Genomic DNA, 15,362 nt, shown 5'->3' with positions numbered 1-15,362 from the left:
TGGGGAGCGGCTATACTGAACATCTGATCAACCTCGCGCACCAATGTTCGGAGATCACAGTGCAGAGACGCACCCGCATCATTCTGGGAATCGACGCCGGAACGACGTCGGTCAAGACCGTCGCCTTCACGCTCGACGGCCGCATCGAGGGCGTCGCGCGGTCGACCGTCCACCTCGATCGAGGCGACGACGGCCGAGCGGAAGCCGACATGGACCACATCTGGGACGCGGCGACCTCGACCATCACGGCCGTCGTCGACCAGCTCCGCGACCTCGAGGACGGTGGCGGCGCTGAAATCGTCGCGATCGGGATCACCGGTCAGGGCGACGGCGCCTGGTTCGTCGACGATCGCGGCAGGCCGGTCGGTCGGGCGGCGCTGTGGCTCGACGGCCGCGCGAACGACCGTCTCGAGGGCTGGCTCCACGACGACCGCGCGGCGGCGGTGCAGCGGGCCACCGGTTCGCCCCTCTTCGCCGGTGCCCTCCCGCTCCTCGTCGATGAGCTCACCGCGGCCGATCCGACGCTCCGCGATCGCGTCGCCCACCACCTCAACTGCAAGGACTGGCTGCGGTACAGGCTCACCGGAGCGATGGCGACCGACCCGAGCGAGGCATCGCGCACCTACCTCGACACGGCGACGGGTGCGTACTCGGACGACCTCCTCGCGGCACTCGGTCAGGAGGACGTGCGCGCGCTGCTCCCCGAGGTCCGGGACCCGCAGAGCATCGCCGGTGTCATCGACCCGCACGTCGCCGACCACCTCGGCCTCGAACACGGCATCCCCGTCATCGTCGGCCTCGTCGACACCGCGGCTGCCGGCGTCGGCCTCGGCGCGATCGGCGACGCCCAGGGCTACGCGATCCTCGGTACGACCGGGTTCGTCGGTCTCAACCATCCGACCCGCGCCGGTGTGCGTCGTGAGGAGAGCATCGTCCTCGCGACGGGCCGCGGCTCCCAGGTCCTCGAATCCCTCGCGCCGATGACGGGCACACCGAATCTCGACTGGGTGCGCGAGTGCCTGGGCCTCACCGACCAGCACTGGTCGGACGTCGAGCGGCAGGCGGCGACCGTGCCGCCCGGCAGCGGCGGCATCGTCTACCTGCCCTACGGGTCACCGAGCGGGGAGCGTGCGCCGTTCTTCGACGCCGTCGCATCCGCTTCGTGGTTGGGCATGAGCATCACGACGACGTCCGCGGAACTCCTGCGGAGCGTCTACGAGGGCCTCGCCTACTCGCTCACGGAGTGCCTCGACGCGCTCGGACTGCACGGCACGCTGCTCATCTGCGGCGGCGGCTCCGACTCCAACCTGTTGTGCTCGATCCTGGCCGATGTCTCCGGTCGCGAGATCGTGCGGCAGGAGGAGCCGGAAGTGGGAGCGAGGGGCGTCGCGACGCTCGCGCTCGCCGCTGTGGGGCTGGCGCCGGATCTCGCCGCGGCCGTGGCGCAGCTCGCACCTCGGTCGAGCACCTTCTCCCCAGACTCCGTGCGGCACGAGCTGTACCGGGAGGCGTACGCCGCCTTCCTCGCCACGCGGGATGCGATGAAGCCGCACTGGTCCGCACTCCGACGCCTGCGGACGCACTCCGGTCAGACGCCCGTCGGTTCTGGGGCTCCGCAGCCGACGGGGAACCGGGACGACGTCGCGGATGGCCTCGAGCCGCGTGCTGGGAGTGCCCCCGCGACTGCGCCCGCAACCGCACAGCAGGCACCCGCACCCGCGCACGCGACCGCATCGCGATGATCGACCGTCCGTGAAACGTCCCACGAGCGATGATCCCCACCCCGCGATCCCTCAGCCCCACCCCAGACCAGCGACCCATCAGGAGGAAGCCATGACCGACCAGCACCGCACGAGAGTGCTCGTGACCGCGCCATTCGACGAGAGCGTCGCCGAGGCGCTCGCCGACGAGTTCGAGGTAACGCTCGTGGAGCCGTCGTCGGCCGGCGCTTCGCTCGCGGAGCGCCCCGACCTCGCCGCGGCGCTCGCCGAAGCGGAGATCGTGGTCGCCGAGCTCGACGTCGTGGACGAGGCGACCCTCGCCCTCGCCCCGAACCTCCAGGCGGTCGTCTCCTGCCGCGCGAAGCCCGTCAACGTCGACCTCGACGCGTGCAGCGCCCGGGGCATCCCCGTGCTCACGACGCCTGGCCGCAACGCCGAGGTGACGGCGGACCTCAGCTTCGCCCTCCTCCTCGCGACCGTCCGCCAGGTGAGCGCGTCGGAGCGCTGGCTGCGCGAGGGCAACTGGACGAGCGATGACGTGTTCGAGCCGTATGAGCGATTCCGCAGCATCGGTCTCGGCGGTCGCACGCTCGGCATCCTCGGCGGCGGCGCTGTGGGGAAGCGGATGCTGCGCCGCGCGCTCGGCTTCGGCATGACCGTCAAGGTCTACGACCCCTTCCTCCCCGCCGACGCGTTCGGTGCGGACGCGACGGTCGCCCCGCTCGACGAGGTCCTCTCGACCTCCGACATCGTGACCGTCCACGTGCCGCTCATGCCGGAGACGGAGGGGCTCCTCGGTGCCCGGGAACTGGCGCTCCTGAAGCCGCACGCGTTCCTCATCAATGCCGGGCGCGCGGCGATCATCGACGAGACGGCGCTCATGAACGTCCTGCGGGATCATCGCATCGCCGGTGCCGGATTCGACGTCTTCTACCAGGAGCCGCTGCCGGCCGATTCCGAGCTGTTCTCCTTCGACAACGTGACGATGACCCCGCACATCGCGGGTGCGTCGAACGATGTGATCGCCGAGCACTCGCGGATCGCTGCGTCGTCGATGCGCCTGTGGGCGAAGGGTGAGCGGGTTCCGGGCGTCGCGAACGCGGGTGCGCTCGCTGCGGCCGTGAGCTGAGGCGGGACGAGCCAGAGGTGAAGGTGCGTCGAGTCGAGTCCGGCTGAGACCAGGCCGTTCGTCAGGCGAGCAGCGTCGCGGCCGTCGCGGCGTCCGTCACGAGCATGTTCACGAGGCCGTTCTCGAGGGCGACGCGCAGTGCGTCGACCTTCGAGGCGCCGCGGGCGATGACGAGGCGGTGCGGGATCTGCTGCATCTGCGTGAGGGTGAGCCCGACGACGCGTTCGTCGAGTTCGCCCGTCACGGCGCGCCCCTCGGCGTCGAAGAAGCGGCCGGCGAGGTCGCCGACGGCTCCGAGGGCGCGGAGTTCGGCGTGCTGGCGTTCGTCGAGCGAGCCGAGGAGGAGGCCCTGTCCGGCCTCCGAGCCGCCGAGTCCGGCGACGAGGAGGTCGGCCTTCGCGGCGAGCCCGAGCACGTCCGCGACGCCGGGGTCGGCCGTCGCGGTGCGTGCGGCTTCGGCCGAGACGGCGAGGAGCGGTGCTGGCAGGTAGAACGCCTGTCCGCCGGTCTTGGTGCCGAGGGAGAGGGCGATCTCGTGCGGGTTTGCGCCGTTCACGAGGCCGCTGGCGCCGCCGGCGAGCGGGACGAAGCGCGCGCCGAGCTGCCGCTGCGGCACTTCGCGGACGACGAGGGCGACGGCCGTCGAGAGTCCGAGGGCGACGACGGCGTCCTTCTCGATGACGGATCCGAGTGCGTCGGCCCCGACGGTCGCGAACGCGCGATCGGCTTTCGCGCTGTCAGGCACGCTCGGCGCCACCCAGGCCTGGAGGAGGCCGTAGCGGGCGGAGAGGTCGCGTTCCTCGTCGGCGAAGAGCGATTCCTCGACGTGCACGATGATCTCGACGAGACCCTTGTCGCGTGCTTCGGCGAGGAGGCGCGTCACGCGGATGCGGGAGAGCCCGAGCGCGTTCGCGATCTCCTGGTGGGTGAGCCCGTGTTCGTAGTACATGCGCGCGACGCGTCCCAGTAGCATGCGGCAATCCTTCCATGGCGCGGTCGTCGATCGTGGTCGGGAGTCGATGTTCGTCACGATGCGGCTTGACATCGTCCGTCTCGTGATCCACTCTGTAGTTCATAAGTTCATCCTGATGAACAATTGTTCACTTTACCCCGAGTCGACCGGCCCCGCACCCCGCAGCACCCCCAGTACCAGCAGCACTACCAATCCCCCCACTGCCCCGCTCAATGAGGAGTCTCGTTATGGTCAGCACCACTCCGACGACGGAAGGCCGGTTCGCCCGCCTCCTGCGCACCCAGGGAATCGCCCGTCCCATCGCCTGGGGCTTCGTCGCCCTCACGATCTTCATGGTCGGCGACGGCATCGAGGCCGGCTTCCTCTCCCCGTACCTCGACTCCCTCGGCTTCAACGAGGGCAACGTCGCCACCCTCTGGGCCACCTACGGCATCGTCGTCGCGGCCGCGGCCTGGTTGAGCGGCGCGCTCGCAGAGGCCTGGGGCCCCAAGCGGGTCATGATGCTCGGCTTCGCCATCTGGGTCGTCTTCGAGATCGTGTTCCTCGTGTTCGGCGTCATGCAGCAGGACTTCACGGTCATGCTCATCGCCTTCGGCATCCGCGGCCTCGGCTACCCGATGTTCGCCTACGGCTTCCTCGTCTGGATCACGATGGGCACGCCCGAGAACGTCATGGGTCGCGCGGTCGGCTGGTACTGGTTCTTCTCCACCCTCGGCCTCGGCGTCATCAGCTCGTACTTCGCAGGAGCCGTGATCCCCGTCATCGGTGAGCTCGCGACCCTCTGGCTGGCGCTCGCGTTCGTCGCGGTCGGCGGCATCATGGTCCTCGTCCTCCTCAAGAACCCCGTCACGAAGCCCGTCACGCTCAGCAACAGCATCAAGGGCGTCGTCAGCAGCATCACGATCGTCGGCACGAACCCGAAGGTCGGCATCGGCGGCGTCGTGCGCCTCATCAACACGCTCTCCTTCTACGCGTTCGTCGTCTTCCTCACCACGTACATGGTCCGCGACATCGGTTTCGGCCTGGCGGAATGGCAGGTCATCTGGGGCACGATGCTCGCAGCCAACGTTGCCGCGAACCTCATCTCCGGCTACCTGTCCGACTGGATCGGCCGCGTCAACGTCGTGGCGTGGGCCGGCGGCATCGGCTGCTTCGTGACCGTGCTCGCCCTCTATTACGTGCCAACGCTCATCGGCCCGAACTTCGGCGTCACGATCACGATCGCGATCCTCTACGGCCTCGCGCTCGGCATGTTCGTGCCGCTCTCGGCGATCGTCCCGCTCCTCGCCCCCATGAACAAGGCGGCGGCGGTCGCGATCCTCAACCTCGGCGCCGGTCTCAGCCAGTTCATCGGTCCGGTCATCGCCGGGCTCGTGACGCCCATCGGCATCGAGGGAACCATCTGGGTGATCGCGGCGATGTACATCGTCGGCTTCGTCCTGACCTTCGCGCTGCGCACCCCGAAGGCGGATGCGGGTCCCGCGATGCCGGTCGCCGTCGGCGTGGACGTCCGCAACCCGCAAGCCGCCGGCTGAGTCCTGCGGACCGGCGCCTTTGTCGGCCCGTAGCCCGGCGTACCCCGCAGCCGGTCCCACCCGGCAGCCGTACCCGACCATCACATCCCGCATCCGATCCCACTCACCATCAGGAGACATCGTGACCGAGCAGACCACCCTCGCAACCCGCATCGCCGAACTGAGCGACGTCGGCCGCAGCGCCGTCCACCACGGCCTGGCCCTCGCGAGCGGCGGCAACCTGTCCGCGCGCCTCGACGACGGCACCTTCGTCGTCACGGGTTCCGGCACCTGGCTCGACCGGCTGACCCCGGACGACTTCTCCGTCATGACCCTCGGCGGCGAGGTCGTCTCCGGACCCTCGCCGTCGAGTGAGTGGAAGCTGCACCAGCGCGCCTACCAGGAGCGGCCCGACGTCAACGCGGTCGTGCACGTGCACCCGCAGCACGCCGTGCTCCTCGACGCGCTCGGCCACTCGGTCCGCCTCATCACGCTCGACCACGCGTACTACGTGCGCAGCGTCGGGACGACGCCGTACTACCCGAACGGATCCGACGAGCTGGCGGACTCCGCGGCGGAACAGGCGCGCGAGCACAACTGCATCATCATGGGCAACCACGGCTGCTCCGCCCTCGGCGAGAACGTGCAGATGGCGTACCGCCGCGCGCTCAACCTGGAGGAGGCTGCGACCGCCACCTACCGCGCGCTGCTCCTCGGCGACACGACGACGACCATGCCGGCCGACGCGTTCGCGGCGCTCCACCACGCCTGAGCGCCTGCACCCACCAGCATCGCCCACTCGACCCCGCACGGACCAGGAGCCCCAGGACACCATGACCTCGACCAGCGCACCCACCGGCACCCCGAACCCCGACATCGCCCTCGACCCGGACATCAGCTCCGCGACGAAGGCGTTCCTCGCCCAGCCGCCCCGTCTCCTCATCGACGGCCGGATGGTCGAGGCGAACTCGGGGCGGACGATCGAGGTCGTCGACCCGGGAACCGGCCGGGTCATCGGCCTCGCGGCGGCGGCGGACGCGAGCGATGCGGATGCAGCCGTTCAGGCGGCTCGTCGGGCGTTCGCGCCGTCGGCTCCCTGGCGACGGATGAGCGGCCTCGACCGCGGCCGGATCATCGAGCGCCTGGCGAGACTCCTCGAGCAGCACGCGGAGGAGTTCGTGGAGCTCGAGGTCCTCGACGGCGGCAAGCTCAAGGGCGCCGCGACGGCCGTCGACCTGCCGCTCGCCATCAAGCACTTCGAGTACTTCGCAGGGTGGGCGTCGAAGATCGAGGGCAACACGATCCCCGTCTCGGTGCCGGACACGATGGTGCGCACGGAGCGTGAGCCCGTCGGCGTCGTGGCGCAGATCGTCCCGTGGAACTACCCGCTCCTCATGGCCGTGTGGAAGCTCGCCCCGGCGCTCGCCGCCGGCTGCACGATCATCCTGAAGCCCGCCGAGAACACGCCGCTCTCCGTGCTCCGCCTCGGCCAGCTCGCGCTCGAGGCCGGACTGCCGGCCGGTGTGCTCAACATCCTCACCGGCTACGGTGCGGAGGCCGGGGAAGCGCTCGTCGACCACCCCGGCGTCGACAAGATCGCGTTCACCGGTTCCACGGCCGTCGGCACCCGCATCGCCGCTCGCGCCGCGTCGCAGGTGAAGCGCGTCACACTCGAACTCGGAGGCAAGAGCCCCAACATCGTCTTCGCGGACAGCCCGGTCGCCGAGGCCGCCGCCGGCGCCGCGAGTGCCATCTTCTTCAACGCAGGGCAGGCGTGTGCGGCGGGCTCTCGGCTGTACGTCGAATCGCGGGTCTTCGACGATGTCGTGGGCCGGCTGAGCGACATCGCCTCCGGCATGCGCATCGGTCACGGGTTCGACAGCTCCGCCGTCATCGGCCCCGTGATCAGCGCCAGGCAGCACGAGCGGGTGCTCGGCTACATCGACGGCGCGCTCGAACAGGGCGCCACCGTGGCGACGGGCGGCTCCGGCTTCCCGGGGTCGGTCGATCCCGGCGGGTTCTACATTCGCCCGACCGTGCTCACCGACGTGAACGACTCGATGGACGCGGTGCGCGAGGAGATCTTCGGTCCCGTCGTCGTCGCCCAGCCGTTCGACGACATCGAGGACATCGCCCGCCGTGCGAACGACTCCCCGTACGGGCTCGCGGCCGGCATCTGGACCCGCGACATCGGCCGGGCGAATCGCCTCGCGAACCTCCTGCAGGCCGGCACCGTCTACATCAATATGTATGGAGCGACCGATGCCGCGGCGCCGTTCGGCGGGTACAAGATGTCCGGCTACGGCCGCGACATGGGGCACGCGAACCTCGAGTCCTACCTGGAGACGAAGACGGTGTGGACGAGCCTCGCGCACTGAGCGCGGTCGCCTCGTGACTCCGTCCGCCTGAACGCGGCTCAGGCGGCGAGTTCGATGCCCGACCGCCGGTGAGCCTCAGCGCCCGGGTGTTCGGGGTCTCCTCGCCATTGGTCCGCTCATCGCCGCAATCGCCCTCCGACCAGGGCCCTGGTGGCGCATGAGCGCCCAGTCCGGTACGCTGTGAAGGTTGCCCGGGTGGGTTCAATCTGTCCACGCCCGATCGCAACGATGCTATTACACCCTCCTGTCACAGAAAGTCTGTGGCCGTTCGAGTCCGAAGGAGGTGGGTTAGTGACGCATCAGTACGAACTTATGGTTATCCTCGACCCGGAAATTGACGAGCGCACGGTTGCACCGAGCCTCGACAAGTTCCTCAATGTCATCCGCAACGATGGTGGAACCATCGACAAGGTTGACATCTGGGGCCGTCGTCGTCTGGCCTACGAGATCAACAAGAAGACCGAGGGCATCTACGCCGTCGTCGACTTCACCGCCACGAGTGCTGCAACGCAGGAGCTCGACCGTCAGCTGAAGCTGTCCGAAGCCGTCATGCGCACCAAGGTGCTGCGTGCGGAAGAGGCCATCGCTCAGGTTGCCGTCGAGACCAAGCGTGTCGAAGAGAAGGCCGCCCGCAAGGCTGCTGCCCCCTCGAAGGCTCCCAAGGTCGAAGCCAAGCCCGCTGCTGCTGCTGAGGCGCCTGCCGCCGAGGCCAAGCCCGCTGCCGAAGCTGCACCTGCTGCCGAGGCGCCCGTCGCCGACGCTGCTCCCGCAGCCGAGTCCACGGAAGCCTAGAGCTCATGGCTGGCGAGACCGTCATCACCGTGGTGGGCAACCTGACCAGCGATCCCGAGCTGCGTTTCACGCAGAACGGGCTGGCGGTTGCCAACTTCACCATCGCTTCCACGCCGCGCAACTTCGATCGTGCGGCGAACGAATGGAAGGATGGCGAAGCGCTGTTCCTGCGTGCGAGCGTCTGGCGTGAATTCGCCGAGCACGTCGCCGGTTCGCTCACCAAGGGGAGCCGCGTCATCGCGACCGGGCGTCTCAAGCAGCGTTCCTACGAGACGAAGGAAGGCGAGAAGCGTACTTCGATGGAACTCGAAGTCGACGAGATCGGCCCTTCGCTCCGGTACGCAACCGCAACCATCAGCCGTGCACCGTCTTCGGGCGGCGGCAACGGCGGAGGCAACTTCGGAGGCCGCGGTGGGGGAGCCCCCGCCGTGCAGCAGGACGAGCCCTGGGCTCAGAGCGCTCCCGCCTCCTCCGGCCCCGCCGGCGGCGCAGATGCCTGGAACACTCCGGGCAGCTACGGCGACGAGACCCCCTTCTAAACAGGATTCGATCGGGTGGGCCGGTCCACGACATCGTGGACCGTCCCGCCTGATCACCACACTTCATACGCAAAGGAACAACCATGGCTGGAAAGTCGAGCGGCGACCGCCGCAAGCCCGCCCGCGGTGCTAAGGGCGGCAAGAACGTCGCCCCCGCGAAGGCGATCCGGGTTGGTGTCATCGATTACAAGGATGTCGCCACCCTTCGCAAGTTCATCTCCGAGCGAGGCAAGATCCGCGCTCGTCGCATCACCGGAGTCAACGTCCAGGAGCAGCGACTCATCGCACGCGCAGTGAAGAACGCGCGTGAGATGGCTCTGCTGCCATACGCCGGCTCTGGCCGCTAGGAGGCACGCACATGTCGAAAGTGATTCTGACGCACGAGGTCTCCGGCCTCGGCTCCGCTGGCGATGTCGTTGACGTCAAGAACGGCTACGCGCGCAACTACCTCGTCCCGCAGGGCTTCGCTACGGCGTGGACCCGTGGCGGCGAGAAGCAGGTCGAGCAGATCAAGGCAGCCCGCGCAGCGCGCGAGCACGCCACGATCGAAGAGGCACAGGACCTGAAGGCTCGCCTCCAGGCGACGAAGGTCAAGCTCACGGTCAAGACCGGTGGCGAAGGCCGTCTCTTCGGTTCGATCAAGCCCGCTGACATCGCTGACGCGGTTGCAGCTGCCGGCCTCGGTGAGGTCGACAAGCGCAAGATCGAGATCGCAACGCCGATCAAGTACGTCGGCGAGCACGAGGCCACGATCAGCCTCCGTGACGAGATCGTCGCGACGATCACCCTTCAGGTGGTCGCTGCAAAGAAATAGTTCCGTCCACGTCGGTCGCCCTCGAGGCGACTGGCCGGACACAACAGATGGCGGTGGGCTTCGGCTCACCGCCATCTGTGTTTCACCCGGGCGCTTTTGCTGGGCGTCCCGGGAACCGCGAGGTTCGGGCACAAGCGTTTCCTGGCGCGTTTGCACGGCCCTGCGGGGGAGCTGGGTCGGCGTCGACACGGGAGTGATGGAGCAGGTTTACACCCGTTGCGCCCTCCGCGTCAAGGACAGTTGTGCACAGGTGAGGGTGGATATCCACATCGATCACCCCTGTTCGGGAACTGATTTGTACACATCGCCTGTGTACTACGGAAAGCCTGATCAGGCGGCGATTCCAAGGCCAAATTACTTTTCTCTCCACAGGGTTTCCCACAGGTTGTGCACACGATCTGTGGAGTTTCGCCCAAGTTGTGCACATAGTTATCCACAGGCCGAGTTGTCACATCGGATTCGTGCTCTTAGGGTGAGTCATCGGCCTCTCGAGCGGCCCGGCGCACCCGTTGCCGGACTCGCGCGTGGCGGGCCGAAACGGTCAGTCCGGCATCCGTGTCGGGGGGTGCTGCAATCATGCAGCCATCAGTCACGCACACCGGGAGACCCCCACCGTGCCGTGCAGTCGCGAGAGGAAGTTGCGTTGTCGATCGCTCATCTGGGTGGGACGGACTCACGTTCGTACGATGAACCACGGAGCTCGGAGCGCACACCGCCCCACGATCTGCTGGCCGAACAGAGCGCCCTCGGCGGCATGCTCCTCAGCAAGGACGCCGTTGCGGACGTCGTCGAGATCCTCCGCGGCGTCGACTTCTACATCCCCAAGCACGAGGTCATCTACGACGCCCTGCTGACGCTGTACTCGCACGGTGAGCCCACGGACGTCATCACCGTCACTGACGAGCTCGTCAAGACGGGCGAGCTGTCCCGTGCCGGCGGCGCCGACTACCTCCACACGCTCACGAGCCTCGTGCCCACGGCGGCCAACGCCGGCTACTACGCCAGGATCGTCTCAGAACGCGCTCTGCTGCGTCGTCTCGTCGAGGCCGGCACCCGCATCGTCCAGATGGGGTACGCGGCCGAGGGCGAGGCTGTGGAGCTCGTCAACACGGCTCAGGCGGAGATCTACGCCGTGTCCGGCACCCAGGAGGTCGAGGACTACGTCCCCCTGACCGAGGCCGTGAGTGCCGCCATCGACGAGATCGAGGCGGCGAAGCACACCGATGGCTCCATGACGGGTGTGCCAACGGGCTTCAAGGAGCTCGACGAGCTCACGAACGGCCTGCACCCGGGCCAGCTCATCATCGTCGCGGCCCGACCCGCCATCGGAAAGTCGACGCTCGCACTCGACTTCGCCCGTGCGGCATCGGTCCATTACGGCCACCCGTCGATCTTCTTCTCTCTCGAAATGGGTCGCAGCGAGATCGCCATGCGTCTCATGAGTGCCGAGGCGTCCGTGCCGCTGCAGAGCATGCGCAAGGGAACGGTCGACTCGCGCGACTGGACCACGATCGCGCAGGTCCGTGGCCGCATCAACGACGCCCCGCTCTACATCGACGACAGCCCCAACATGACGCTCGTCGAGATCCGAGCGAAATGCCGTCGACTCAAGCAGAAGGTCGGCCTCAAGATGGTCGTCATCGACTACCTGCAGCTCCTGACCTCCGGCAAGCGTGTCGAGAGCCGTCAGCAGGAGGTCTCGGAGTTCTCGCGTGCACTGAAGCTCATGGCGAAGGAGCTCCAGGTCCCCGTCATCGCCCTGTCGCAGCTGAACCGTGGTGCAGAGCAGCGTGCCGACAAGATGCCGGCCCTTTCTGACCTCCGTGAATCCGGCTCGATCGAGCAGGACGCCGACATGGTGGTGCTCCTGCACCGTGAGTCCGCCTACGAGAAGGACAGCCCGCGAGCCGGCGAGGCCGACCTCATCATCGCCAAGCACCGCAACGGCCCAACCCGCACCATCACCGTCGGCTTCCACGGCCACTTCTCGCGCTTCGCGGACATGGCGCCGGGGATGTAGTTCGGCAGCTCTTCGTCGAGTGTTGCTTTGCAATCTCAAGTGTCGCTTTCCGTTCGGGGCGAGGCTTGTGTCCGGCAGGTTTGCTTACTGGCACGACCCCTAGGGATGGACAAAGCGTAGGAGTGCAGGCAAGGACGAGTGGACCGACCGAGAGATTCGCATACGTGAGCTCGGCACCGTGGAACAGATCGACCGTCTCCTCGCGAGGATCAGCGAACTCGCCCAGACTGTACTTCGTTCACTGTGTTTTTCGGAGGCGGGCGACAATCGCCGCCACGGGCCTCTGACCTGCGATTCTCCGGATGTGGGATTCGACCACCTCGAATCCGGCCGCGCTAAGTTCAGCACCAAAATCGTCCACCGACCACCGATAGGCCGGCGTGACCGCGTGCGCGAATTTCTCAACGGCGGAACCCTCGAAGAACCCAACAAGCAGCGTGCCTCCGGGGTTGAGTACCCGGCTGAACTCTCGCAGAGGAACCCGCACCGTTTCGGGCTCATGGTGAATCAGCGAGAACCACGAGAGGACTCCTGCAACTGATCTGGTACTGGCGTCAAGCGCGTCGAGGCTTCCAAGGGTGAAATCCACGCCGGGATGCGTTCGCGTCGCATGCGTGACGAACTCCGGCACCTGATCAACGCCCCGGGCATCATGCCCCTGCTCGACGAGGAAGCTCGTCCAATGACCTGGACCACATCCAGCGTCGATGATCTCACCGTCGATCTGACTTGCCCAGGTGAGCACCAGTTGGCGATCCACAGGGTGCACGGCCGCCATCGACCCCAAGTGTTCGATGTACTCCGCAGCCCTGCGCGAGTACGCTGCACCACTGACCTCGTTGACCACGCGACCGAGTCTAGATCCCAGTGAGTGACGTGCGCGCCTGGAATCCGATCCCTCACCGGGACGTTTGGTTGACGCATGGAGATGGTCAACGCACGTCATCATGAGCGCTCTTGCCCGGCCACCTGCGAACAAGCGCGTTCCTGTCGATTCGACGGTCCTGCCGACCGTACCGACCTCGATGATCTACGTCAGAGGATTTCCCCGCAAGGACGTATTGTTTCTGGTATTCAAGAAGTTCTAGGGCGAGACTGCCGAGACCGAGGTGCGACGGTGAACACGAGAGCACTCCTGACTGTCGCAATCATTCTCGGTGCCACAGCCGGAGCCTTGCTCGCGCTCGGAGCCATCCAGAGCTTCTGGGCAGGCCAGGTTGCAGACGACCTGCCCTACAGCACCACACACTCCGGTATCGCGGACCTCGCGGCGATCCAGAGTCGCGCCGGAGTGCTCATTGTGCTCGGCGGGGTCGTTGGTCTTGCTTCTGGCGCCGGATTCGTGTGGCGGTATGAGGTGATGAGAGCGTCCCGCTGAAGTGGATGTGCACGAACGCTCAGACTCCCCGTCGGTGCGGATGGTCGCCCGAAAGTCTCGGAAACCCACCACCGAAACGAGGCATATCCGATGACGTCCGCGGCCGCGCCAAACGGGATCACCATCCGCGAAGCAACCGATGAAGACTGGTCGGCGATCTGGCCGTTCTTCTCGGTCATCGCAGAGGCCGGAGAGACCTACGCCTTCCCCGAACCGCTGACGTCAGATGCGGCGCGCGCATTGTGGATGCAGCAACGCCCCGGCGCGACGTTCGTCGCGGTCGACGGAGCGCAGATCCTCGGGACGGCGAAAGTGATCCCGAATCAGGCGGGTCGCGGCTCCCACGTTGCCAACGGCTCGTTCATGGTCAATCCGGCAATGGCCGGCCGAGGGGTCGGGCGAGCATTGGCCACGCATGCGGTCGAGTGGGCGCGAGCTGCGGGCTACCGGAGCATGCAATTCAACTCCGTGGTCGAGACGAACACCGCGGCCGTCGCGCTGTGGAAGTCGCTGGGCTTCCAGGTGCTCGCCACCGTCCCCGAGGCGTTCGATCACCCCGTGCACGGACTGGTTGGCATCCATGTGATGCACAAGCGGCTGTAGTCGCGCCTCTGTGGCAGGGGAGAACCCCCTACTCCTCCGAGTGACGCCCAGCATTCGCCCGCAGCTTCGCGACGACGGGCCCGAGCGCGAACGCGACGAGCAGGAGCGCCACGATCCCCACGGCGAGCGGCACGCTGCCTCCGACGAGCGTCGGCAGGTTCTGGAGGATGAGCACCAGGAAGACGACGAGCCCGAGCAGGCCGAGGGCGGGCGCGATGGCCCGCCGCCAGAGCGATGCCGCGGCGCGGTTGCGAGCGAAGAAGACGAGTACGGCAACGCTCGTGATGCCGAGCAGGAGCACCACGCCGACCGACGAGAACCCGGCGAGCCAGGTGTAGTACTGGTTGATCGGATCGAGGCCGGTCGCGGCTCCGACGATCAGCAGCACGCCCACCACTCCGCCGGCGGCGATGGATGCCCGGTGCGGTGACCCGAAGCGCCCGTGCGCGTGCCCCAGCCGCTGCGGGAGGGCGGCGCGCGCCGAGAGCGTGAACACGTACCGCGACACGATGTTGTGGAACGAGAGGATGCACGCGAACAGGCTCGTGACGAACAACACCTGGATGATGTGCTCGCCGACCGTGCCCAAGTACCGCTGCGTGACATCGGAGAGCAGCGTGCCACCGTTGTCCGTCGCCGCCTTCACCACCTTCGAATCGCCGACCGCGCTGATCAGCGCCCAGCTCGAGAACGCGTAGAACACGCCGATCAGCACGAGCGAGAGGTACGTCGCGCGCGGGATGGTGAGATCGGGGTCGCGCGCCTCGTCGCGGAACACCGCGGTCGCCTCGAAACCGATGAAGCTCAGGATCGCGAAGAGGATGCCGATGCCGGGCGCACCCGAGAGGATCGCGGACGGTGTGACGATGCCGGTCGAGAGCCCCTCCGGACCGCCTCCGCTGAACACGATGACCGCGTCCAGCACGAGGACGATCGCCACCTCGGCGATGAGGAGCACGGCGAGCACCCGTCCGGAGAGCGCGATGTTGCGATACCCGAGGAACACGACGACGGCGAAGGCGACGAACGCGTAGATCCACCACGGCACGCTCGGCACCCCGTACGAGCCGAGGAGCGAGTCGATGCCGGGGCCGATGAGCCCGAAGACGGCGGCCTCGAGCGTCAGGTAGGACAGCAGGGCGGCGAAGCCCGTGCCGAGCCCGGCGCTGCGGCCGAGGCTGCGGTCGACGTACGAGTAGAACGCGCCGGCGGACTTCACGTGCGGGGTCATCGTGGTGAAGCCGACCGCGAAGAGCAGCAGGACGACGGTCGCGATGATGAAGGTCGCCGGGAAGCCCGCACCGTTGCCGACCGCGATGCCGAGCGGCACCGGCCCGCCGATGACGCCGAGGGGCGAAGCCGCCGCGACCACCATGAAGACGATGGAGGCGACGCCGAGATTGCCTCGGAGGCGGGAGGTTGCCGGAGCGGCTGGCGTACCCAGGCGGGCGGATGTCGCGGTCTGGTCGTCGATGGCCATGGGGTCCTCGCGGTTCGGGGA

14 protein-coding genes and 1 pseudogene are annotated in these 15,362 nt (G+C 67.5%); 12 read left to right on the top strand and 3 right to left on the bottom strand.

Features of this window, described 5'->3' with window-relative positions:
• The first annotated feature begins 59 nt into the window (after positions 1 to 59).
• Positions 60 to 1,742 carry an FGGY family carbohydrate kinase gene (locus ACQ3HB_RS18805; RefSeq protein ID WP_430922182.1) on the top strand — a complete coding sequence of 561 codons (1,683 nt, stop codon included), beginning with the start codon at positions 60 to 62 and terminating at the stop codon, positions 1,740 to 1,742.
• A 91-nt stretch (positions 1,743 to 1,833) separates the two neighbouring features.
• Positions 1,834 to 2,850, top strand: coding sequence for an NAD(P)-dependent oxidoreductase (locus ACQ3HB_RS18800; protein WP_430922180.1), 1,017 nt, complete (start codon positions 1,834 to 1,836; stop codon positions 2,848 to 2,850).
• 61 nt (positions 2,851 to 2,911) lie between these two features.
• Here the strand turns inward: ACQ3HB_RS18800 and ACQ3HB_RS18795 are convergent, their stop codons facing one another.
• Positions 2,912 to 3,823, bottom strand: coding sequence for a sugar-binding transcriptional regulator (locus ACQ3HB_RS18795; protein ID WP_430922178.1), 912 nt, complete (start codon positions 3,821 to 3,823; stop codon positions 2,912 to 2,914).
• Positions 3,824 to 4,050: 227 nt separating this feature from the next.
• Here ACQ3HB_RS18795 and ACQ3HB_RS18790 point away from each other — a divergent pair, with 227 nt between their 5' ends.
• From ACQ3HB_RS18790 to dnaB, 8 genes and pseudogenes are all read left to right on the top strand, one after another.
• The gene (locus ACQ3HB_RS18790; protein WP_430922176.1) at positions 4,051 to 5,358 is read left to right on the top strand and encodes an MFS transporter; all 1,308 of its coding nucleotides are present in this window, start codon (positions 4,051 to 4,053) and stop codon (positions 5,356 to 5,358) included.
• A 121-nt stretch (positions 5,359 to 5,479) separates the two neighbouring features.
• Positions 5,480 to 6,109 carry a class II aldolase/adducin family protein gene (locus ACQ3HB_RS18785; RefSeq protein WP_430922174.1) on the top strand — a complete coding sequence of 210 codons (630 nt, stop codon included), beginning with the start codon at positions 5,480 to 5,482 and terminating at the stop codon, positions 6,107 to 6,109.
• Positions 6,110 to 6,170: 61 nt separating this feature from the next.
• Positions 6,171 to 7,715, top strand: a complete 1,545-nt coding sequence (locus ACQ3HB_RS18780; RefSeq protein WP_430922172.1) for an aldehyde dehydrogenase family protein — start codon at positions 6,171 to 6,173, stop codon at positions 7,713 to 7,715.
• A gap of 312 nt (positions 7,716 to 8,027) precedes the next feature.
• Positions 8,028 to 8,372, top strand: a pseudogene (gene rpsF / locus ACQ3HB_RS18775) (30S ribosomal protein S6); the annotation flags it as partial.
• Between the two features lie 140 nt (positions 8,373 to 8,512).
• Positions 8,513 to 9,046 (top strand): single-stranded DNA-binding protein, encoded by a 534-nt coding sequence (locus tag ACQ3HB_RS18770; RefSeq protein ID WP_430922171.1) that lies wholly within the window; start codon positions 8,513 to 8,515, stop codon positions 9,044 to 9,046.
• 83 nt (positions 9,047 to 9,129) lie between these two features.
• On the top strand, positions 9,130 to 9,393 hold the full coding sequence (gene rpsR, locus ACQ3HB_RS18765; RefSeq protein WP_056010351.1) for a 30S ribosomal protein S18: 264 nt from the start codon (positions 9,130 to 9,132) through the stop codon (positions 9,391 to 9,393).
• Positions 9,394 to 9,404: 11 nt separating this feature from the next.
• Positions 9,405 to 9,860, top strand: coding sequence for a 50S ribosomal protein L9 (rplI, locus tag ACQ3HB_RS18760; protein WP_430922169.1), 456 nt, complete (start codon positions 9,405 to 9,407; stop codon positions 9,858 to 9,860).
• Positions 9,861 to 10,503: 643 nt separating this feature from the next.
• On the top strand, positions 10,504 to 11,880 hold the full coding sequence (dnaB, locus tag ACQ3HB_RS18755) for a replicative DNA helicase (RefSeq protein ID WP_430922167.1): 1,377 nt from the start codon (positions 10,504 to 10,506) through the stop codon (positions 11,878 to 11,880).
• 238 nt (positions 11,881 to 12,118) lie between these two features.
• Here dnaB and ACQ3HB_RS18750 read toward each other — a convergent pair whose 3' ends face one another.
• A complete protein-coding gene (locus tag ACQ3HB_RS18750) occupies positions 12,119 to 12,727 on the bottom strand; it encodes a class I SAM-dependent methyltransferase (RefSeq protein WP_430922166.1) in 609 nt (202 codons plus the stop codon).
• A gap of 270 nt (positions 12,728 to 12,997) precedes the next feature.
• Here ACQ3HB_RS18750 and ACQ3HB_RS18745 point away from each other — a divergent pair, with 270 nt between their 5' ends.
• Positions 12,998 to 13,258, top strand: a complete 261-nt coding sequence (locus ACQ3HB_RS18745) for a hypothetical protein (RefSeq protein ID WP_430922164.1) — start codon at positions 12,998 to 13,000, stop codon at positions 13,256 to 13,258.
• 90 nt (positions 13,259 to 13,348) lie between these two features.
• Positions 13,349 to 13,861, top strand: coding sequence for a GNAT family N-acetyltransferase (locus ACQ3HB_RS18740; protein ID WP_430922162.1), 513 nt, complete (start codon positions 13,349 to 13,351; stop codon positions 13,859 to 13,861).
• A gap of 28 nt (positions 13,862 to 13,889) precedes the next feature.
• On the opposite strand, the gene ACQ3HB_RS18735 is transcribed toward ACQ3HB_RS18740, so the two are convergent.
• Positions 13,890 to 15,341 (bottom strand): APC family permease, encoded by a 1,452-nt coding sequence (locus ACQ3HB_RS18735; protein WP_430922160.1) that lies wholly within the window; start codon positions 15,339 to 15,341, stop codon positions 13,890 to 13,892.
• Positions 15,342 to 15,362 lie beyond the last annotated feature (21 nt).

This window comes from Plantibacter lichenum, from assembly GCF_050587525.1.
In the GTDB taxonomy this organism is placed as follows: domain Bacteria; phylum Actinomycetota; class Actinomycetes; order Actinomycetales; family Microbacteriaceae; genus Plantibacter.
The sequence above is the reverse complement of the archived record's forward strand: the minus strand, read 5'-3'. Positions and strand labels throughout refer to the sequence as shown.